This is a genomic window from Nocardia sp. NPDC004604, from assembly GCF_040609795.1.
In the GTDB taxonomy this organism is placed as follows: domain Bacteria; phylum Actinomycetota; class Actinomycetes; order Mycobacteriales; family Mycobacteriaceae; genus Nocardia.
The window spans coordinates 80,955-100,848 of the sequence record NZ_JBEXLC010000001.1; the positions used below are offsets into that span (position 1 = coordinate 80,955).

The window sequence follows — 19,894 nt, forward strand, 5'->3', positions numbered from 1 at the left end:
GCGCGCGACGGACCGACGGCCGTCATCCTTTGGCCAGATACGGCCGCGATCGATGGCGCGGGTGGTCGAGGTCGCTATCGCGTGCCACTATCGAAGGGGCGCAAGACAACTCGCGAGCCGGAAAAGGTCGATCGAATGAGACAGCTGTCGCAGGACTTCTTTCGTACACCGTATGCCTTCTACGCGGAGCTTCGCGCCGAAGGCCCTGTACACGCCATCGAGCTGAGCAGCGGCGTTCGCGCCTGGCTGGTGGTGGATCTGGATGCCGCGCGCGAGGCGTTGCGCGATCCGAGCATCCGCAAGGATCCGCACACCGAGGCGAGCCGCAGGGCCAGGGGCCTGCCCACCGGTGACACCGGTGTCGGCGCGGTGAATGCCCGCCTCAGCTACCACCTGCTGAATACCGATCCGCCCGAACACGCGCGGCTGCGCCGACTGGTCACGCCCGCATTCGCACCGGCTCGGATCGAAGCGCTCGCACCGCGCGTACTCGCGATCGCCGACGAATTGCTCGACCGGATGGCGGCGGACGGCGGTCGCGTGGATCTGTTGTCGGAGTATGCATTTCCGCTGCCCATTACCGTCATCTGTGAACTGCTCGGGGTGCCGGTGGCCGATCGCGCGGAGTTCCGGGAATGGTCGCGGATCATCGTCGAACCATCGACCGCCACGGAGGAGGAGATGCGGCAGGCGACCGCAGCCATCGCCGATTACTTCGAGCGGTTGATCGCGCGACGCCGCGCCGAGGGTTTGGGCGAGGATCTGGTCTCGGACCTGATCGCCGCCAAAGCCGATGGTGATCGCCTCACCGACGACGAACTGACCTCGATGGTGTTCCTCATCCTGGTCGCCGGCCATGAGACCACCGTGAACCTGATCGGCAATACCGTGCTCACCCTGCTCTCGGATCCGGCGCGCTACCGAGCGCTGCACGGCAATCCGGAGGACGTGCCCGCGTTGATCGAGGAGATGTTGCGCTACGACGGCCCGGTGAACGTCGCGACCCTGCGCTACACGACCGCCCCGATCACCCTGGGCGATATCGAAATTCCCGCCGACGAACTGGTACTCGTCGCGCTTGGTTCGGCCAACCATGACGAACGGCGCTTCAACGCCGCCGCCGACTTCGATCCGCGGCGGCCCGCCTCCGGCCACCTGGCCTTCGGTCACGGCATCCACTACTGCCTAGGCGCTGGCCTGGCCCGGCTGGAGGCGCGTATCGCCATCACGCGGCTGGTCGAGCGGTGTCCGGACCTGCGACTGGCCGCCGACGGCGGGGAATTGCGCTGGCGGGAGAGCATACTCATCCGCGGGCTGCACGATCTTCCCGTCGAATTGGCGGGTGCGCCCGCCCTGCGCTGATCCGGCGTTGTGCCCGAGGCTCTTCCGTCGCGCCCGGAAACTATGGAACATTGCATAGAACCGGGCGTAACGATGCGTCCGGCGCCGGATGCGGAGGAGACGAAGACTGTGGCCTATCCACCCGGCCCACCGATCCCGGCGCCGCTGCAGGGCTTGCTCTACATCCGCAACCGTGCGCAGATGCTGCCGCCGCTGCGGCGGCGCTACGGTGACGTCTTCTCGGTGCATGTACCGCCGTTCGCGGACAATCTCGTCGTATTCACCCGCCCCGAGCACATCAAGGAGATCTTTGCGGGCGACCCGCGCGATCTGCACGCGGGCGAAGGCAACCAGATCCTCGGTCCGGTCATGGGCCAACATTCGGTGCTGATGACCGATGAGGGCGAACATGCCAGGGCCCGCCGATTGCTCATGCCCGCATTCAATGGCGCGGCACTGCGCGGTTACCGCGATCTGGTCGCGGAAATCGCGGCCGCGGAGGTCGACCGCTGGCGGCCCGGTTCGACGGTGATCACCCTCGACCGGATGAACGCGCTCACCCTCGAGGTGATCATGCGCGTGATCTTCGGTGTCACCGACGATCGCACGCGCGCCTCGCTCGCACCGCGCCTGGGCCGCATCGTCACCATCGGCCCGCTGCAGTACATCGGGCTGATGAAGCCCGCGCTGCAGAAGTACCCGCCGTGGAAGTCCTTCCACGGCAATATGGCCGCCATCGATGACCTGCTCTACGCCGAGATCGTGGCCCGGCGCACCGCGTCCGACCTCGCCGAACGCACCGATGTCCTATCGCGGCTGCTGCAGGCGGGCGGAGATTCCGACGACGAACCACCGCTGACCGATGCCGAACTGCGCGACCAACTCATCACCCTGCTGCTCGCCGGTCACGAGACCACGGCCGCCGCGCTGTCCTGGGCACTGTACGAACTCGCCGTCGATCCGGAGGTACAGCGCGAGGCCCACCAAGCGGTCCGCGCCGAGGACGACAAGGCACTCGAGGCCGTCATGAAGGAGGCGATGCGGATGCGCACGGTCATACCGGGCGCGGTCCGCAAACTCACCAGGGATATGACCATCGGCGGCTGGGATCTGCCCGCGGGCACCGTGGTCGCCTGCTCGATCCTGCTGGCGCACCGCAGCCCGCAGAATTACCCGGACACCTGGACCTTCCGTCCGTCCCGTTTCCTCGACGGGGAGGTCGAGCCGAATACCTGGCTGCCCTTCGGCGGCGGGGTGCGCCGCTGCATCGGTGCGGGATTCTCGCTGATGGAGGGCACCACGGTGCTACGCGAGATCCTGTCCCGGTACCGCCTGGACGCGCCGGCGGGGGCGAAGCCCGAACGCGGGAAGGTGCGCAATATCACCACCGTCCCGCGGGGCAAGGCCAGGATTCTAGTCACCCCCCGTTAAGGTTCGTGAAATCGCACCGAGGCTTTGCCGCATTCGCCCGAGCGACGTAATCTCCGTGCCATGACGAGCGGGAACCGCATCGCGATCGTAGGTGCGGGCATCGCAGGCCTCGCCTGCGCGAAGGTGTTGCGCCAGGAGGGTTTTCCGGTCGAGGTATTCGACCGGACCCCGGACGTCGGTGGAGTGTGGAGTGCGACGCGCCGGTATCCCGGCCTGCGCGCACAGAACAGCAAACACACCTATCACTTCTCCGACTTTCCGATGCCCGATGACTATCCGCGGGTGCCCGACGGGCAGCAGATGCAGGAATACCTCGACGGGTATGTGCGTCATCACGGCTTCGGCGAGAGCCTGCGCCTGGGCACCGAAGTGGTCGCCGCCGATCCGGTGGACAGTGGCTGGCTGCTGGAGATCCGCGACCATGTCGGCGTCCACCGCACCTCCTGCGATCATCTGGTCATCGCCAACGGTGTGTTCAGTGAGCCCGCGGTGCCCGACTTTGCCGGAGTCGACCGGTTCCGGCAGGCGGGCGGGCAGATCGGCCACACCTCGGAGTTCCTCGATGTCGAGTGGGCGCGGGGCAAATCGGTCGTGGTGGTCGGCTATGGCAAGTCGGCCTGCGATATCGCCGAGGCCATCAGCCATGTCGCGGCCTCGACGAATGTGGTCGCCCGCAGGCTGATGTGGAAGATGCCGCGCAAGCTGGCCCGTGGGCTGAACTACGAGCGCATGATGCTGACCCGGTTCGGCGAGGCGCATTTCCGCTATCAGCAGCTCAATCGGATCGAGCGGTTCCTGCACGGCCGCGGGTACACCTTCCGCGACAGCAACTTCGACGTGATCCAGGAACTCGCCACCAAGAAGTCGCATCTGCGCGAGCTCGGTCTGGTGCCGGAGGGTCGCTTCGAGGAAATTGCCGAGAGCACCATCAGCGTGGTCACCGAGGATTTCTTCGAGAGGGTCGGGATGGGGCTGATCACGGTGCACCGGGACAGCACCATCACCGAGATGTTCGCCGACCAGCAGGGCCCGGCCGTGCAACTGTCCAACGGCACGACCGTGCAGGCCGACATCGTCATCTGCGCCACCGGATTCCACCAGCGAGTGCCGTTCCTGACCCCGTATGTGCAGCGTCAGCTCACCGACGACGACGGCAATTTCCGGCTGCACCGGCAGATCCTGCCCATCGGCGTCCCCAACCTGAGCTTCGCCGGCTACAACTCCTCGGTTGTCAGCGCGCTGAGCGCCGAGGTCGGCGCGCATTGGACCGCCGCTCTGCTGCAGGGGCGTCTGGCGCTGCCGCCCCACGAGGAGATGGCCGGGCAGGTCGACGAGCGGCTGCGCTGGATGGCCGAACGCACCGGTGGCCACCATGCGCACGGTACCGCCATCACCCCGTTCTCCATTCACAATCTCGACGAGATGCTCGCCGACCTGAAGTTCCGCCTGCCGCGCAGAACCCGTGCTGCGCAATGGTTCCGCACGATCCGGCCGTCCTCGTACCGCGGGCTTGCGGATCGACCGAAGGGTCCGGTGGTGATTACGGCGCCGGATGCGGCGCCGCAGGTTTCTGCGGAGCAGCGCACGCCGTGAGGTTGTGAAGGTGTAGGACCGGTCGCGCTGCACGCATTTCGGCATCGATCACGCTGAGCGCGGGGTTGCTCACGAATCGGAGAGTTCCGTTCATGGGCGCCCCTTTCAGCGTGAGTGGCGGCCGCCCGGTGTGAAGTGCTGTGTGGCGGCCGAGATTCTTCCGCACCGGCTGCCGAGGTCGATTGCCAGCAATGCGCCGGAACCGCGCGGATCTTCCCCGACGGTGATGTGCGGCAGTCCGGTCGCGGTATCGGATCGCAGTGGGGGCGGTGCGTGTTCAGATGCGATATTGCTGTCGCCCATGACCGCAGGGGCGACGATGGTGGTCTCCTGGCTCCTGGTCTCGTGCGCGAACCGGTGCGGGTATGGCCGGTGGACAGCGGCTGAGGCGTGGGTCCGAACCTCGGTTCGTGACCGCCCGTCGATTTGCTCAGTGCGAGTGTGCGTTTCGCGGTTGAGCCGGTTCAGAGTGTGACCGCTCGCATTGAGCACTACGCGTGTGGACCGGACGTGTCGTCCTGCCGAAGGAGAGTTCGAGGATCGGGCAGCGCGGGCGCCGTCTTCGTCAATGGCGGGATCCGCGCCGGATTATCACCAACGCAATGTTGGTTATCAGTCATTTCATTCTGGATAATCCAGGAGTGGACGCGGTCGATATGAATCTGCTGGTTGCTCTGGATGCGCTGCTGGAGACCAATAGCGTCACGCAGGCCGCCGAGCGGCTGCACACCTCGGCGCCCGCGATGAGCCGGACGCTGGCCCGGCTGCGTCGCGTACTCGGCGATCCGCTGCTGGTGCGCGCGGGCCGCACACTGGTACCCACGCCGCGCGCGCTCGAATTGCGTTATGAGGTGAGTGTTCTGGTCGAACAGAGTCGGACGCTGCTCACCCCGCGCGGCGCGCTCGACCCGACTACGCTGAAGCGCGGTTTCGCGGTGCAGGCCGACGATATGGTGATCGACGAGCTGACAGCGCCGCTGCTGGCGGCCGTCCGTGCACAGGCGCCCGGTGTGACGCTGCACTTGCTCTCGGACAGTTCGGAAGGCACCGCCGCACTCCGCGACGGCCGCGTCGATATCGAGGTCGGCGTCATCGACCACACCGATCCGGAGACCACCGTGCAACGCGTGCTGCGCGACCGGGTGATCGGCGTAGCCGCTCCGGACCACCCGCTGATCACCGACCGCGTCACGGTGGCGCGGTTCGCCGCGGCCGCCCACCTCGGCATCTCGCGCCGCGGCCGCGCCCGCGGCCCCATCGATGACCGCTTGGCCCTGCACGGCCGCACCCGCCGCGTGGTGGCCACCGTTCCCAACCTGACCGCCGCACTGCTGGCGGTCCGCTCCGGCGACCTCATCTGCCCGGTCCCCGCGGCCCTCACCGCGACGACCCGCACCGCATTGGGCTTATCCGCCTTCGAAATTCCCCTCCCACTGCCCGAAGTCGCAATCGCAATGGCTTGGCATCCGCGCAATACCGCCGACAACGGCCATCGGTGGCTGCGCGAGTTGATCCGGACCACGCTCACGGCGCTACAGCAGTCTCTCTAGGGGCTTTGGGCCGCCCTTCGCCGTTCTTCTGCCCGCACCCCGCTATATCGGCGTAGAGCCGCTACGGGTGCCGTGCGGGTGTGGGAGAGGTGCGCAGACGTGGAGGCGCTCAGCCCTCGGTGCGGACGGCGAAAGTCGGGTCCACGCCAGGGAGTTCGTTGCTGGAGGTGATGGTTGGTTCGGGGCGGCCGAAGGGGCCGTTCGGATTGCGCTTGAGTTCATCGAGCATGGCTTGCAGTTTGTCGACGTGGGAGGTGTCCTCGCCGGTGCTGGCATGGTGGGCGCCCGCGGTGATTGCACCGCTGTCCTCGGCGCGGGGCGCGGTCATGCCCGAATCGAGCCGGGGAGTGGGGGATTCGTAGCCGTTGCGGGGCGGGGAGGTGAGCGGTTCGAGGCGGCCGTTGCTCGAGCCGATCGAGCCGTAGTCGAGCCGGTCGCTGGCGGTCGGAGGCTCGAGGCGGTTGGTGTAGCCGGGCGTGGCCGATTCGGTGAGGTTGGCCGGTGTGGCCGAGTCGAGCCATTCGCCGCGGGTCGTGGGTCCGGCGAGGGGTTCGCCGCGGTAGCTCGGGGGGACGGCGGGCGGCACGGGCTGTGGCGTCCGTGCGGGGAGGGGGACGGGCTCGTTCGGTGTTGCGGGACCGAAGGGTTCGAGGCGTTCGTTACGGGCTATCGGCGCGGTGAATTCGGTCCGTGCGGGGCGGGAGGCGGCTTCGTCGGGCGTGGCGAGGCGTTCGTTGCGGCCGGTCACGGCGTCCAGGCGCGCGTTGTTTCCGGTCGCGGCATCATTGTTCGTGGTCGCGGTGCTGAGGCGCGGACTGCCGCCGGTTGTGGTGTCGAGGCGTTCGATGTGTGTGGTCGCGGCGTCGAGGCGTTCGTTTCGCCCGGTCACCGAGTCGGACCCGGTTGCGGTCTCGTTCCGTGTGGTGACGGCTTCGGAGCGGTCGGCGCGCCCATTGACATGTCCGAGGCGGTCCCGGCGCGACGGAATCGGCTCGCGCCGTTCACGGTTCGCGGGCACCGGCTCGGGACGGCTGCCCGGCGTCGGGTTACCCGGTTCGTCCGCACCGGTCTCGACCTGCTCCAATCGCGACCCGATCTTGGAAACATCGTCCGCCGTACGGAACGCCCACGCCTCCAACTTGGCCAGGCGACCGGCCAGGTTGCCGTCATCGTCCACGTGGGCGGCGACCGCATCGAGCTTATTGCTCACCTCACGTAGTGTCGTTGCGAGACTCGACAAGATAGCGCCGATCGATTCGCCGCTCTGCTCGTCGTGGTCCATCCCATACCTTCTTCCCCATCTATTGCGGCGCTCCCGGGTCCTCCGTGGTCAACGCAAGCTACCGCCTCCCGGCCCCGTCGCTCACGCCGCAGGTATCGCCCCGAACTCAGCTCGTGGCGCGCCGATTCTATCCGTCGATCGGGTAGGTACGTGGCTCGAGTACCGGCGGCGTCCGGGCGATGGGGCATTCGTCCGATTGCGCAGCGGGCTTTCGTCCCTCCGTTCCGCGGGCACTGGTCCGTTTTCGCCGAGTGTCCCGCCGTGTCCGAGGAATGGCAGCAAGTATCAATCGATCGAAATAACTGTGGCAGTGCTCTCGTGTGTCGCACCGAAATCGCTTGTGAGACAGCGCACATCGGCTGGTCGAGGGTCATTTCGGGGTTGTGGCGCACCCGGGCGCGGGGTATAGGGGGCTAGCGGGCGCGCCAAAGCTGGCGCACTCTTGATCTATGGCGTAGGTCGCCTGATCTGCGGTGGTTTTGGGCAGGGGTGTGGTCGCGTGAGAACGAAGCAGCGCGTCGAGCGGGCGTGCGGGCGTCGGGCGATGCTCGCCGAATTGGGATTGGCGGACAGTCGCGTCACGGACACCCGAACCGACGGTGGAGCACCCGCGGTCAGCGGATCGGCGGGGAGCGTGGGATACGGCTGCACGTGTCCGGAATGTGCCGCTGCGCAATGGGATATCCAGCGCCTGAAATATTGGCTCTGCGGCAGACTCGCCGCATACGGTGCGGATGCCGCCGAGGTGGACCGCCGTGTCGGCGATATACCGGTGGACGTGCTGTGGCGCAGCGGTGCACGGCAGTTCGCCATCGAGGTCCGCACCGGACCGCTGGATCGGGAATCGGCCCAGCACCACACGGCTCGGCTGCGCTCCTCCGGCTGCGAGGGTGTGCTCTGGCTGTGCCCGTCCGGTTACTGGGTCACGCATCTGCCCGCGCTCGGCATCTCGGACTTCGCTCCACCCGCCTGCGACTACCGGACCGAATCGGGGATGTTGGATGCCTCGAACAGCGCGGTCGTCGTGCCGCGCCGCGAACCTTATGAGCTGCGCGATTTCCTGTACGGCTGGGTGCGCGGCGAGATCGCGTGGGGCTACCGCGATGTGATGACAGGAGGATGGGCCACCGTGACCGACTGGGAACGCCACACCAGGACGCAGGCCAGCGTCATCGCCCGCCAGCGCCAGGAATTGGTGAACCAACGCACCACCCTGGCCCTGTCCCGAAAAACCGTGCGGGACAAGCAGAAGCAGATCATGAAGCTCACCACCCGCCTGGAACGCGCCGAGGACTCCGCACAGGAACGCGCGGATTCACTGGCCGAGGTCAAGCGCAAGCTCGACGACCATCACCGCATCGACACCTCACTGCGCGCCAATATCGCCAGCTTGGAGAAGACGATCGGCCACTGGCAGCTCATCACCTACTGCGCGATGATGCTGATCGTCACATTCCTGGCCGGGGCGATGTTCGTGCGCTGAGGCGAGGGAGGCCGACGGGCCGTCCACAGCGGCGTATCAGTGACCATTGGTCAAACGGAACGGCGCACGGTCCCAGCGCCATTCGTTGCGCAGCACCAGTGCGATGAGGTCGAGCAGCTCGAATTCGACCTCGCCGCACAGCTGCTGCAATGCGGGCCAATAGACCGGTCCGCGCTCGACGAGCTCCCACAGTCGGCTCTCGGACTGCGCATCCACTTTGCGCCGCAATAGATCTGGGATTCCGGTCCGGCTGCCGGTCCACCCGAGCCAGCCCCACCCATTGGCATGCGCGTGCGCGCGGCCCGCCGCGGACTTGATCCGATTGATATGGAAGCCGACATATCCCAGCGGTTCGACATCGATCAGGACCACCCGGCCATCGGCCAGCCGAGCCGCGATGCTGGGGTGGAAGATCCGTTCCGCGCCTTCTATTTCATAACTGACCGCACTCGGCTGTTCCTGGAAGGTCTCGACCAGATCGCTCGCGTTCAACGTCCGCAGCAGCCGAGCCTCCAGCGCGGAGTCGAACCCGATATCGCGCCCGACCTTGCTCAGGTAGAACCGCCCGCGCCCCTCGTCATCCCCGTCGACGGTGCGCGCCGATTCGATCGGCAGGGGAGTGGGGCCTTTTCCGGAGCCCGGCCAATCGACCTGTGTCAGCCAGGAATTCAGCTCGCCGGTCGCCACCGGCTCCGCATTGTGCAGCTTCGCCAATCGTCGATTCGTCTTCTTCTGCCACGCCATGATCCGCTGCATGACGAATCCGGCGATCCGCTTCGCATCCGCACCCGCATGTCCCGCCAACCGCAGCTTCAGATATGACAGCTCATTGGCCGCCAGATCGGTATCCGTGGCATACGTCTCCACCAGCAGCGCCCGCACCAACTGCTGATCGCGCGTCCCCACCGGATACCGCGTCGCGAACACTCCCGCCGCCCGGTGCCCACTCAACTGCGCTTCCCGCAGGATCTGCGCCACCGCCCGGGTGTGCAATTGCCGAATCCGATCCCGTGACAGGTCGTAGCGCGCTCCGATCCGCGCCAATGTCTCCGGCGGCTCCCCGCTCACCCCCAGCCGGAACCCCACGATCTCCGCATCCCGCCGCTTTCGATCCCCCCGCATCTCGATCAATTCCCCGAGCAGCTCATTGATCTCCTCGAGCCCGAACGAGACATCCCCCGCGATATCGTCGAGCAGTTCGGGATCCGTCTCGTCAACGGCCCGATCCGGCCCAGTGCTCTCGCTCGCCGTCACCCTGCACCCCTGACCCCGACTCGACATGTGCGCCAAAGCCTAGTGCCGCGCACCGACAACCCGGTTCATCCGCTGGTCGGGCGCCGAATCGGCGTCGAGATGTTGACATCCGCGAATCGCGATCGTCACGATGGAACCCGCAGCGCCGCTGTCCAGGGTCGCTGCCCGCAGTTCAGGCTATCGATGTGCCGTGTGAACGCGCGCGCTCAACTCGGGCGCGGCGAACCGAGACGGAGGTTTCGATGTCTGGAAGCAATAAATTCGGTGAGGCTGCTGATAAGGCCGAACAGGCCGCACGTCGCGAGGCGCAGCAAATGAAGCAGCAACAGCAGCATATGAAGCAGCGTGCAGAGGACGACATCAAGCACGCCGCCGACAAGGTCAAGGACGAGGCCGAGAAGGCGATGCGCGAAATGAAGGACAAGAGGGGCCGCAAGTCCTGACCGTTCGCGACCGAAAGGCCCGGGGTTGCCCGGGCCTTTCCACGTCCGCCTGGGTCTGACATCGCTATGACGGGCCGTGGCCGATATTCGCTGATCATGCGAGGGAAATCGGTTCTAAGCTGACGCGGTGGGCCGTTTCCGCGGTAACGCTGTTGCGGCGCTGTGGATCATCGTCGCGGCGGTCGCGTACTTCGTCGCTGCCGAAGTGGGTTTGCGAATGGCCCTGGTCGGTGATCAGGTCACGCCGCTATGGCCGCCGACCGGGGTTGCGCTCGCGTGCCTGTTCCTGCTGGGGCTGCGTGCCTGTCTGGGAATCACGCTCGGCGCATTAGCGGTCAATGCCTTGATCGGGCCGAATCTGCCCGCCGTCCTGATAATCGCAGCCGGGGACACCGTCGCCCCGGTGGTCGCCTACATCTTGCTCAAACGGGTGCGTTTCCGCACCGATTTCGACACGGTTCGCGACGCACTCGAACTGGTGTTCCTCGGTGCCCTCGCCGCGATGCTGATCAGCGCTACGGTCGGCGCCGTGACGCTGGTCGTGGCCGGTGTGGCGCCCAGTTTCTGGGGGACCTGGTCGGTGTGGTGGACCGGTGATGCGATGGGCGTCCTGTTGATCGCGCCGCTCATTCTCGTCGCTGCTCGCGCACACATACCGAAAGTGCTCCCGCCGTTGCGAGTGCTCGAGGCCGCGGTCCTCGGGGTCGGGACATTCCTCGTCGCGATAGTGGCCACGGCGGTGTCGGCGAATCTGCTCTTCCTGGTCTTCCCGTTCCTGATCTGGGCCGCCATGCGCTTTCACCTGGCCGGAGCCGTTCCGTGCGCGCTCATCGCGTCGATCGTCGCCATCTTCGCCGTCGCCCGCGACCTGCCCGCATTCGCCGGACTCGACCTCACCAGGCAAATGATCACCTTGCAGGCATTCAACGGCTCGGTCGCCCTCACCGCCCTGTTGTTCGCGACCATCACCGCCCAACGCGACCGCGCCCGCAAAGCCGTCGACGACACCTGCGCCGAACTCGCCGAAACAGTGATCACGATCAGCCAGGGCTGGCCGCTGTCCGGCGTCGTCGATATGGTCCGCCGCGTCGAGTCCGAACATCCGCCATCGGACACCGCGCCGGGATGAGCAGCGGGAGATCGAGGTGGCTGTTGTGGGTGGGGCGGTCCGCGGACCGGCGGTTGAGCATCAGCGTTCCGATGAGAACGATGGCTTCCTTGTCCGCAATGACGTAGCGCCTGCCAGCCCGAAATCCGAAGGGCGAGTGGGCTGTAGCTTCGCCGACAACCGCTATTCGGCCCGAATACTGATCCAATTGGAGGAGATGCCGACCGGCTCGCAACGATCACTTGCCCGGCGAACGCAGCGGACGCTTCACTTCGCCTGGGTACATTCGATCCGATCAAAACAAGAAAGCCCCGGTGAAAACCGGGGCTGACTTGCGGAGACGGTGGTGCGCGATACTGGGATTGACCCAGTGACCTCTTCCGTGTCAGTTATGGCATCGCGCTCCACCTGGGGAAATCTGAACAACTCCGGTCAACTCGAAACCGTATTCTACCAGCGTAAACGCCTGTTCCAACCAACTCCGAACTACAGCGAACAACTCGGGTGAAACTCTGCGTGTGTGTGCTGTGTGTGTATTCGCGCGGGCACCGTGTCTACCCGCTGCGTGAGCCTGCCGGGATCCTGCCGGGATCCTGCCGGGATCCTGCCGGGATCCTGCCCGAACCACACCCCGCCGACTGGTGCCACTGCCGCGAAGAATGCGACCACCAGGCCACGAGTTCGACGCGACGGCACACCATACTGCCAAGCCGCGCGGGCGGCCTACCGGAATCAGGAAATGGTCGACGCGGGCGCCGATCAGGCCTTTGCCTTCCCGCTGACTGAATCGCGCGGCACCTGGGACTGTCGGAAACGGGCAAAAGCCGCCGACATTCCGCGTCGCGTCATCGAAAAGACCTGAATGCGAGAGACGACCCCGGCGGTTAAACTTTCAATGTGCATAACATCCGGTTCGAGTTAACCGAACAAGGCGAATTTCGCATCCTCGACTACCCTGACGCCGTCGAGGTGGTTGACCTTCCCCCCGATCTCGGGAAGACATTGGCGCACTGCGTATTGCACGGGCAAGACCTCCGCTTCGCCCAGCAGTGCATCCAAGAGTTGATCGACACGCAAGCTTCTTCATCGGAGATCACGAAGCGGGCACTCTGGCATTCCGCTCTCGTCGCCTGCTTCAAATGCTTCGGACGGAGTAATGCGCGCTCGAAACTCGACCCCAACGACATCTACGACGCAGGTTTACAAACGGATGTCTTCAACCATCTGAAGAGCCTGCGCGACAAGCACATCGCTCACGACGACAACGACTGGGCGCAAGCGCTCTCCGGCGCGATCGTCGCATCCAAAGAATCCGGCCGCAAAGTCGAAGACGCCTTCTGCCTCGCAACCACCGGCAACGCACTCGACAATGACAGCCTGAACAATCTGCGGCTCGTGGTCGAAGCAGCGTTGAAGTGGGTGGAAGAGAAGATCGAGAGCGAAGCCGAAGCGATCGTCAACGAACTTCGCACCTGGGACTACGAGACAATCCTCAGTCTGCCTCAGATGACCTGGAACAAGCCGACCGTCGAAAGCATCCACATCACACGATCAACTCCAGGACGCTGACACGGCAGCTCAGCCTTCCCCGCCTCACCGCGTCCGGTTGCTCTCCTCGTTCCGCGCCCGGCAGGTGTCGCAGATCATCCACCGGCCGGGCGCGGCGCGGGTAAACGTACCCGTAGCCTTGGGACATGGACCTTGGGGAACGGCTCCAATCCGTTCGGAAACGTCGCGGGCTGACACAGCGAGAGCTTGCAGCGTCCTCTGGGGTGTCCCTGTCGCTGATTCGCAAGATTGAACAAGGCGAACGCGGCGACACCCGCATGGATACCCTGCGCCGGTTCGCTGTAGCGCTGGGTTGCCCGTTGACGGTCCTTCTCGGCCCCAATCCCGTAGCGCCGCAAGGCAATAGCGGGAGTGAGCTGTGGACGCCGACACGCGAGGCTCTGGCGTCGATGCGCGACGCGCCGACTGCGGCGGCGGAACCAGTTTCGGTGCGCAGCCTGGAAGCGGCCCTGTCGCACGCCACTCGGCTGTATCACGACAACGAATACGAACGCCTGGCCCAGGTCTTGCCGCGTCTGATAGATGACGCCAATTCGGCCCCGGTGCTGTTGCGGTCGCGCACACTGCAACTGGCCGGTTCGGTGATGGTGCAGACCCGCCAGCCCGATTCGGCGCGTCTCGCGCTGAACCAGTCTCTGACCGATGCCGAATCGACGGGCAACGTCCTGGACGCAGCGTCGGCGGTGATCACGCTGTGCTGGCTGTTGATTGTCGAACGGCAATTCGAGGCGGTGCGTCATCTCGCTACCCAGTGGGCCGACCGCGTGGAACCCCGGCTGTCCGTCGCGACGACGCGCGAGCTTTCGATCTGGGGATGGTTGTTGCTTAGGGCATCCGCGGCGGCGGTACGCGATAACCGGCCCGATGAGGCCGACGAGATGATGAGGCTTGCCGCCGCCGGTGCGGTCGCGGTGCGGCCCGAATCCGGCCCCTATCACCAGTACTGGACGACTTTCGACGCGGCCACGGTGGCTATGAAGCGGGTAGAGAACGCCGTGGTGGACGACCGCCCGGACGTCGCGTTGCGCCTGGCCCGCGATATCCCGCCGGACCAGCGGCCGACGTCGGACAACCGGAACCGGCACCTGATCGACGTCTCGGCGGCCCACGTGGAGTTACGCCACTACGATGCCGCTTTCGACGTGCTGGCGTCGCTGTCGCGTGATGCGCGGCCGTGGCTGGTCGAACAGCGCTCGGTGCGTGATCTGCTGGGCCGCATCATCTCCAAGCGTCGCACCCTCACGCCAGAAATGCGCGAACTCGCCGACTTAGTACAGCTCGAATACTAACGGCCACAATCGATATCGGATGTGGCACTTCCCCGGCCGCGTTCGGAAAGTGCCATTGTCGGCCGCCCCCGTCCGCTGTGACGCTCGGTACAGCCGCGCCGTCGGGTCGAACTCGATTCCCCGGCGGCGGGGCCTACCAACGGCATCAGGGGAAGGTCGGGAATGGACGACGCGCTCGGATGGGTAGACCCGTGCTCGCCGACAACGGAATGGGATACCGCGCAGGTGCGCCGGTTGGCGCGGCGGTTGGGGTACGCGCTGCGATGGGCGAACCCCGCCTCCGTGCTCGGCCTGGCCGAACAGGTCGAGGCGTCCGGGGCAGAGGTGGTCTTGCTGCCGTCCTCGGCACACGTTGACCTCGTGACGTTAAATCGGTTGATGTCGGTTGCCGACGTCGAATGTGCCACGCCGCGTGCGTCGTTCGCCCGTTGGTCCACACTCGGCGGGGTACGCCGGTGAGCGCGACGCAAGCTGGTCTCGTGTTCGTGATAGCGCTACCGCTGGCCGTCGTCGTCGCAATGATCTTCTGGCCGTCCGACTACGACGACTGAAATAGACACGGCGGCAACATATTTCGCGTGCGGTGTGCGCGCACCCGGCCCCGGTCGTGGACTAGCGAATCTGTGAAGTCCTTTGGACGGGATGAACGGAACCCTTACGCGCTGGCGAGCTTCTGTTCGAGAATCCAGGCGTCGATGTCGTGTTCGTCGTAGAACCGGCGGCGGCCGATCTTGAACGAGCGCGGGCCGCGTCCCTCTCCCCGCCAATTGATCAGCGTTTGCGGGTGCACGCGCAGGCGCGCGGCGGTCTCGGCGGGGGTCAGTAGAGCTGACATCTCGTGTGCTCCGTTGGGTTGACGGTTGGTTGGCTGGCTGGACAAAGCCGCAGATGCGGGATGCGGTAATCGGCACGATGTGTTGTGTTGTGTTGCAGCGCAGTGGTTTTGCATGACTGCATTTAGAGTTCTCGCGTGTCGGCTGCCCGCAAGACATCGGGAGAACCCCCAAACGCTTGTAGCGGGACGAGCGGACGCAGTATGCCCGGACGTCCTTATTAGGCGGCTGTTTCACCCGGCCATCGCTTTGTGCGCCAAGCTTTGAATGCGTTACGGCTGCGCAATTCGCCCCACCCGAGTCGAGCGCGTGCGTCTCGCGCCGATTTGGGCGGTGGGTCGAGCGCACCCATAGCGGCAATATCCTCCGGCGGAACATCGCTCACATTCAGTTCGCGCATTTCAGTGTTCGGTGCCTGGACTTCTGGCCCGAGCGCACTGCCGTTCGGTCGCAGAATGAACTTGCCCGCGCAAGGTTCTTTCTTGCCTACCTCGCAAGTGTCGCGGAGTCCGCCATGCCTATCCTTGTTGATGTAGAGATGCGCACTGCCGCCTTTTCCCGGCGTGAATTGCGCGTCGACCACTACCCGTATGGAGGTGCCCCCAGTGGTCCGCTTCTTTGCCATCGTTCCATTCGCACCGTACAACCGGGACGCATCACCTTTTGCCAAGTGATCAATGGCTATGACACACGCACCGGATTGCACGAGAGGTTTGACTACCGTTCGGTGGCAGTTCGTGAACTCGTCCGATGAATTGCTGTTGCCGCCGAACATGGGGACCAACTCGCCCACGCTGTCGAGAATGACGAGAGTGGGAAGCCATTCTGCCATGTGAGCGATGACGGCTTTCAGTTCTCGCCTATCCTCCGGCTCGATATACAGGAACCGCTGTTGATCGGTAACCGTCGCGTGCTCCGCGCCCATGCCGAGCAGTCGGCCGACAGCTGATTTCGGCCCGTTGTGGTCCAAGTCGAGACGCAGTACCCGACCGCCCGCAGCGAGTTCCTGAACGGTCGCGTAGTCGGTGAGCAGCGTTTTTCCGGTCTCCGGGTCGCCGAATAGCACATTGTATTGTCCCCGGTAGAACAGCCCGACGCCGTCGCTGCGGCGGCAAACATCTGGTACGAGTGGTTCGGGAAGCGTGCCGTTCAGGAGTGCGGCCATATCCACATAACGGGGTTTCCTGATCCCGCTGGGGTGTGACTCTGCGCGGTCGGCGACGGTGAGTTGCGGGTGAGTCGGATGAGACTCGAAGACACCTTCTGACCTGTGAATTTCGACGCCCGGTTGCAACTCGTCTATAGGGAAGAGTTGCAACGCTCCTGCTGCGCTCGAATCGGCGGCGCAATCCTGGGATTCGTCGGTCGACGGTGCGGAGTTTCTGCGGTGCGCTTGCTGTCGCTCCCATATGGCTTGCTGCTCAAGTTGCCATTCGCAATTCTTGCAGCCGAGTTGATAGGACTTGTGACGGTCGCAATGAATGACCGGAGTGTTTGGCTCGCCCACTGTGGTTGTTGATCTTTCGTTTCGTCGGCCGGGATTGGTCGCTATGCGTGAATAACGCGGAGAGGGGTCCGGTAGACGCTTCGAACACCTACCGGACTCCGAACTTGGTCAGGCTGCGCGCCCGCTGTTCTGGCGCTGTGCGTTTTCCCACTCGATAACGTCCGGAAGCCAATAGCGGGTATAGCGTCCGATCTGTACGTAGTGCGGACCCTTTCCCCGTGTTGCCCAAGCAGCAAGGGTGCGGGACGGCAATTTGAGCCGGGCGGCGAGTTCGTTACGGCTAAGCCAGACCTCGGCGGGCGGTTGCGCTTCCACTTCGTTGTGTCTCCCATCGCGCTCGTTAGAACGCTTGTGCGCTGAATAGAATTCATGCTTGCATATGGGTGCAACCCGGGAATCGACAAAACCGCAGGTCAGCAAGTTTGAAGATGCAACCTGCGGAAAAGTGTGACGCATTTAACAAGCAAGTAGGGCTGTTTTTGGGGAGATATGTCGGGGGTGTGTGGTATGGGGCAGTGTTCGAGAGGCTCTGACCAGGCAATATATCGTCGGATTGGCGTGCTGGGCGCACCTGAATTCACGTCGAACGACTACTTGATCATCCAGTTCGTCGGATTCGCGAAATTGGGCCACGGTGAGGGTTGGAAGCGTGAGAACCGGAACATAGGAGCGGAACCCGGTGATTGTCCTCGGTGGTTTCGCTCGATAACGAGCGGGAACCGGATCAAATGTGTGTACTCAAGTAAGAGGTCATCGGATAGATTGGTGGTGTGAGTACCTCTGAGACACCCCGCAAGCCCCGCCGCAAGCCCGGCAACGTGACCGTGTTCGACGCGCACTACATCGACTTCCGCCGCCGCGAGAAGCGTCCGAGCGGATGGAAGACCGGCCCTGACGGGGCCGAGGTGCCCAAGGGCCGCCGGTGGCAGGTGCGCTACGTCGACCAGGACGGTAAGCAGCGGTTCCCGGCATTCGAAACCAAGGCCGAGGCAACCGCCGAACGTGACCGCATCGCCTCGGAACTGCACACCGGTAGCTACATCGACAAGCGCAAGTCGGCCGCGCTGTTCTCCGAAATGGCCGAGACGTGGACGGCGTCGCTCATCCGTAAGGCCGAGTCCACCCGCGAGAACTACGGGAGCGTTCTACGCAACCACGTGTTGCCGTATTGGGGGAGTAGGGAATTGGGCAGCATCACGCACGGCGACGTCGTGAAGTGGGTCGGCGACATCACGCCGAAGATGGCCCCGGCGACGGTGCACCGCTGCTACCAAGTACTCGCCGGGGTATTGCACATGGCGGTGCGTGACGGCCGGATGCGCGCGAATCCCGCTCGCGACGTCGAGTTGCCGAAGATCGAGGAAGAGGACAAGCACTACCTCTCTCACGCCGAGGTCGCGCGGCTTGCCGCTGCCGCCGACTACCTCTACGGCCTGCGGACGAACCGCAAGCGGGTCGGGCGCGACCGTGCCGCCGAACTCGCCGTTGAACACGACGACGATGGGGTGCCGATCATCCCGGCTACTGCGTCGTCGCCGGACGGGCTCGCGATTCGGTTCATGGCCTACACCGGCCTGCGCATTGGCGAGTCCTCCGCGCTGCGTGTGAAAAATCTCGATCTCGACGGCCAGCACGTCCGAGTGTTCGAGGCGTATACCGACGTCAAGGGCAAGTTGGTATTGGGTCTGCCCAAGGGGGACAAGAAGCGAACTCTCGATCTCGTGTCCGAGTTGGTCGATGAACTCCGCGTGCACGTCAAGGGTAAGTCCGCCGCCGCGCTGGTGTTCACCGCCGCGACCGGCGGAACGATCCGGCGGACCAACTGGAACAAGCGGGTGTTGCACCCCGCCGCGAAGCTGGCCGGGTTGTATCTCGACGACGACGGTGAAACCGAACTCACCGCGCACGACTTGCGGCACACGTTCGCGAGTCTGTGTGCGTCGGCGGGTATCTCATCGCGGTACATCGCCGACTGGATGGGCCACGCGTCCACGGCGATCACGGAATCGGTCTACATCGACCTGTTCCCGAAGGACCTCAAGGCGCATGCCGCGCTACTCGGTGCGGCCATGTCGAGTGGCTCAAAGTAGCTCGGAGTTGCTCCCGCTAGCTCGGAGTTACTCGACCTTGTGTGTGCTGGGTGTGTGTTCGGAGGCTGAAAAACAGAAGAGGCACCTTCCGAGTTTCCTCAGAAAGTGCCTCTGAACTGCGGAGACGGTGGTGCGCGATACTGGGATTGAACCAGTGACCTCTTCCGTGTCAGGGAAGCGCTCTCCCGCTGAGCTAATCGCGCGAGGTGGAGACGGGAATCGAACCCGTGTGCACGGCTTTGCAGGCCGTTGCCTCACCACTCGGCCACTCCACCGTGCGAAGGGGGAAGGCTTGAATACTGCCTGGCCCTACTCCTCGAGCGGATGACGGGATTCGAACCCGCGACCCTCACCTTGGCAAGGTGATGCGCTACCAGCTGCGCTACATCCGCATTTGCACTTCCGGGAGGCTCGCTGCCCTCCGTGGTGCGAGACAGAACATTAGCCGACGTTCGCCGCAACCTACAAATCCGCTGGTAGAACGGCCCGAACTGGAATCACACGCGTGTTGTTCGGGGGCTTGGATCGGGGCTGGATACGGCGCAGCGGGACCCTATGTCGGTTTCGACGGGGTGAGTGGAGTCTGCACCGCGACTTGTAGTCCGGTATCGAGAAGCCGGGACGGTATATGCCGATCGGGGTGCACAGCCCTGACGCGGTCGAGGATCCAGCCGGCCGCGTGACGCGTCAGCCCGAGATCTACGGCGGGCCAGTCGAGCCGCCGGAGCTTCTGCCCCCGCCGGAGTGAACGAGTCAGCGGCCACTCGATCGAAGCATTGGTTCTGCTGGGAACCTTAGGGATTCGTCCGTCGCGTCTCCGGAATCCGTAGGCGAACTCACTGGATCCCACGCCCACGAGGTGGCGATTTGGTGGGACGCCGGTGATGCGTGCTAAGGTTCCATCTCGTTCGAACGGCCACTACGGCCCCGCTCGAACACAATTTTGGTCCCATAGCTCAGCGGGAGAGCGTCCGCCTCACACGCGGAAGGTCGCTGGTTCGAAACCAGCTGGGACCACCGAATCCCCTCGACGTATCGCCTGGTCGGGGGGATTTTTCGTCAGGCTTCGGGGAACTCCACATGACCGTGTTCGACCGTGGCAATCCGTTCGGCCTGGCTCG

16 protein-coding genes and 4 tRNA genes are annotated in these 19,894 nt (G+C 64.7%); 13 read left to right on the forward strand and 7 right to left on the reverse strand.

Going from position 1 to position 19,894, the window contains the following annotated elements; all coding sequences use genetic code 11:
* Window positions 1-135: 135 nt before the first annotated feature.
* From ABZW16_RS00425 to ABZW16_RS00440, 4 genes are all read left to right on the forward strand, one after another.
* Complete coding sequence (locus ABZW16_RS00425; RefSeq protein WP_354950597.1) at window positions 136-1,362, forward strand: cytochrome P450; 1,227 nt, start codon at window positions 136-138, stop codon at window positions 1,360-1,362.
* Between the two features lie 72 nt (window positions 1,363-1,434).
* Window positions 1,435-2,772 (forward strand): cytochrome P450, encoded by a 1,338-nt coding sequence (locus ABZW16_RS00430; RefSeq protein ID WP_354950599.1) that lies wholly within the window; start codon window positions 1,435-1,437, stop codon window positions 2,770-2,772.
* A 60-nt stretch (window positions 2,773-2,832) separates the two neighbouring features.
* On the forward strand, window positions 2,833-4,365 hold the full coding sequence (locus tag ABZW16_RS00435; RefSeq protein ID WP_354950601.1) for an NAD(P)/FAD-dependent oxidoreductase: 1,533 nt from the start codon (window positions 2,833-2,835) through the stop codon (window positions 4,363-4,365).
* A 602-nt stretch (window positions 4,366-4,967) separates the two neighbouring features.
* Window positions 4,968-5,915 carry a LysR family transcriptional regulator gene (locus tag ABZW16_RS00440; protein WP_354950603.1) on the forward strand — a complete coding sequence of 316 codons (948 nt, stop codon included), beginning with the start codon at window positions 4,968-4,970 and terminating at the stop codon, window positions 5,913-5,915.
* A 109-nt stretch (window positions 5,916-6,024) separates the two neighbouring features.
* Here ABZW16_RS00440 and ABZW16_RS00445 read toward each other — a convergent pair whose 3' ends face one another.
* The gene (locus ABZW16_RS00445; protein ID WP_354950605.1) at window positions 6,025-7,125 is read right to left on the reverse strand and encodes a hypothetical protein; all 1,101 of its coding nucleotides are present in this window, start codon (window positions 7,123-7,125) and stop codon (window positions 6,025-6,027) included.
* Window positions 7,126-7,696: 571 nt separating this feature from the next.
* Between ABZW16_RS00445 and ABZW16_RS00450 the strand changes: the two genes are divergently transcribed.
* Window positions 7,697-8,680, forward strand: coding sequence for a hypothetical protein (locus ABZW16_RS00450; RefSeq protein ID WP_354950606.1), 984 nt, complete (start codon window positions 7,697-7,699; stop codon window positions 8,678-8,680).
* A 36-nt stretch (window positions 8,681-8,716) separates the two neighbouring features.
* Here the strand turns inward: ABZW16_RS00450 and ABZW16_RS00455 are convergent, their stop codons facing one another.
* Window positions 8,717-9,934 carry a sigma factor-like helix-turn-helix DNA-binding protein gene (locus tag ABZW16_RS00455; RefSeq protein ID WP_354950608.1) on the reverse strand — a complete coding sequence of 406 codons (1,218 nt, stop codon included), beginning with the start codon at window positions 9,932-9,934 and terminating at the stop codon, window positions 8,717-8,719.
* Window positions 9,935-10,176: 242 nt separating this feature from the next.
* Between ABZW16_RS00455 and ABZW16_RS00460 the strand changes: the two genes are divergently transcribed.
* The 6 genes from ABZW16_RS00460 to ABZW16_RS00485 all read left to right on the forward strand — a co-directional run bounded on the left by ABZW16_RS00460 (window position 10,177) and on the right by ABZW16_RS00485 (window position 14,802).
* Window positions 10,177-10,377, forward strand: a complete 201-nt coding sequence (locus ABZW16_RS00460) for a hypothetical protein (RefSeq protein WP_354950610.1) — start codon at window positions 10,177-10,179, stop codon at window positions 10,375-10,377.
* Between the two features lie 127 nt (window positions 10,378-10,504).
* Window positions 10,505-11,506 (forward strand): MASE1 domain-containing protein, encoded by a 1,002-nt coding sequence (locus ABZW16_RS00465; protein WP_354950612.1) that lies wholly within the window; start codon window positions 10,505-10,507, stop codon window positions 11,504-11,506.
* Window positions 11,507-12,224: 718 nt separating this feature from the next.
* The gene (locus ABZW16_RS00470) at window positions 12,225-12,347 is read left to right on the forward strand and encodes a hypothetical protein (RefSeq protein ID WP_354950613.1); all 123 of its coding nucleotides are present in this window, start codon (window positions 12,225-12,227) and stop codon (window positions 12,345-12,347) included.
* Window positions 12,348-12,382: 35 nt separating this feature from the next.
* Window positions 12,383-13,054: a hypothetical protein gene (locus ABZW16_RS00475; RefSeq protein ID WP_354950615.1), complete on the forward strand. Its 672-nt coding sequence runs from the start codon at window positions 12,383-12,385 to the stop codon at window positions 13,052-13,054.
* A 125-nt stretch (window positions 13,055-13,179) separates the two neighbouring features.
* Window positions 13,180-14,343: a helix-turn-helix transcriptional regulator gene (locus ABZW16_RS00480; RefSeq protein WP_354950617.1), complete on the forward strand. Its 1,164-nt coding sequence runs from the start codon at window positions 13,180-13,182 to the stop codon at window positions 14,341-14,343.
* 162 nt (window positions 14,344-14,505) lie between these two features.
* Complete coding sequence (locus ABZW16_RS00485) at window positions 14,506-14,802, forward strand: hypothetical protein (protein ID WP_354950619.1); 297 nt, start codon at window positions 14,506-14,508, stop codon at window positions 14,800-14,802.
* A gap of 196 nt (window positions 14,803-14,998) precedes the next feature.
* Here ABZW16_RS00485 and ABZW16_RS00490 read toward each other — a convergent pair whose 3' ends face one another.
* Window positions 14,999-15,178: a helix-turn-helix domain-containing protein gene (locus ABZW16_RS00490; RefSeq protein WP_330256665.1), complete on the reverse strand. Its 180-nt coding sequence runs from the start codon at window positions 15,176-15,178 to the stop codon at window positions 14,999-15,001.
* Window positions 15,179-15,396: 218 nt separating this feature from the next.
* A complete protein-coding gene (locus tag ABZW16_RS00495) occupies window positions 15,397-16,683 on the reverse strand; it encodes an AAA family ATPase (protein WP_354950621.1) in 1,287 nt (428 codons plus the stop codon).
* A 770-nt stretch (window positions 16,684-17,453) separates the two neighbouring features.
* Here ABZW16_RS00495 and ABZW16_RS00500 point away from each other — a divergent pair.
* The gene (locus ABZW16_RS00500) at window positions 17,454-18,773 is read left to right on the forward strand and encodes a tyrosine-type recombinase/integrase (protein ID WP_354950623.1); all 1,320 of its coding nucleotides are present in this window, start codon (window positions 17,454-17,456) and stop codon (window positions 18,771-18,773) included.
* Window positions 18,774-18,901: 128 nt separating this feature from the next.
* Here ABZW16_RS00500 and ABZW16_RS00505 read toward each other — a convergent pair.
* The 3 genes from ABZW16_RS00505 to ABZW16_RS00515 form a co-directional block, all read right to left on the reverse strand.
* A tRNA-Val gene (locus ABZW16_RS00505) sits at window positions 18,902-18,976 on the reverse strand.
* Window position 18,977: 1 nt separating this feature from the next.
* Window positions 18,978-19,048 (reverse strand) — tRNA-Cys (locus tag ABZW16_RS00510).
* 44 nt (window positions 19,049-19,092) lie between these two features.
* A tRNA-Gly gene (locus ABZW16_RS00515) sits at window positions 19,093-19,165 on the reverse strand.
* 553 nt (window positions 19,166-19,718) lie between these two features.
* Between ABZW16_RS00515 and ABZW16_RS00520 the strand changes: the two genes are divergently transcribed.
* A tRNA-Val gene (locus tag ABZW16_RS00520) sits at window positions 19,719-19,790 on the forward strand.
* Window positions 19,791-19,894 lie beyond the last annotated feature (104 nt).

What these genes read in the sequence shown, in the direction of transcription:
- ABZW16_RS00425 (WP_354950597.1), top strand. Translation starts at nt 136, where the DNA reads ATGAGACAGCTGTCGCAGGACTTCTTTCGTACACCGTATGCCTTCTAC.
- ABZW16_RS00430 (WP_354950599.1), top strand. Translation starts at nt 1,435, where the DNA reads ATGCGTCCGGCGCCGGATGCGGAGGAGACGAAGACTGTGGCCTATCCA.
- ABZW16_RS00435 (WP_354950601.1), top strand. Translation starts at nt 2,833, where the DNA reads ATGACGAGCGGGAACCGCATCGCGATCGTAGGTGCGGGCATCGCAGGC.
- ABZW16_RS00440 (WP_354950603.1), top strand. Translation starts at nt 4,968, where the DNA reads ATGTTGGTTATCAGTCATTTCATTCTGGATAATCCAGGAGTGGACGCG.
- ABZW16_RS00460 (WP_354950610.1), top strand. Translation starts at nt 10,177, where the DNA reads ATGTCTGGAAGCAATAAATTCGGTGAGGCTGCTGATAAGGCCGAACAG.
- ABZW16_RS00470 (WP_354950613.1), top strand. Translation starts at nt 12,225, where the DNA reads ATGGTCGACGCGGGCGCCGATCAGGCCTTTGCCTTCCCGCTGACTGAA.
- ABZW16_RS00480 (WP_354950617.1), top strand. Translation starts at nt 13,180, where the DNA reads ATGGACCTTGGGGAACGGCTCCAATCCGTTCGGAAACGTCGCGGGCTG.
- ABZW16_RS00485 (WP_354950619.1), top strand. Translation starts at nt 14,506, where the DNA reads ATGGACGACGCGCTCGGATGGGTAGACCCGTGCTCGCCGACAACGGAA.
- ABZW16_RS00490 (WP_330256665.1), bottom strand. Translation starts at nt 15,178, where the DNA reads ATGTCAGCTCTACTGACCCCCGCCGAGACCGCCGCGCGCCTGCGCGTG.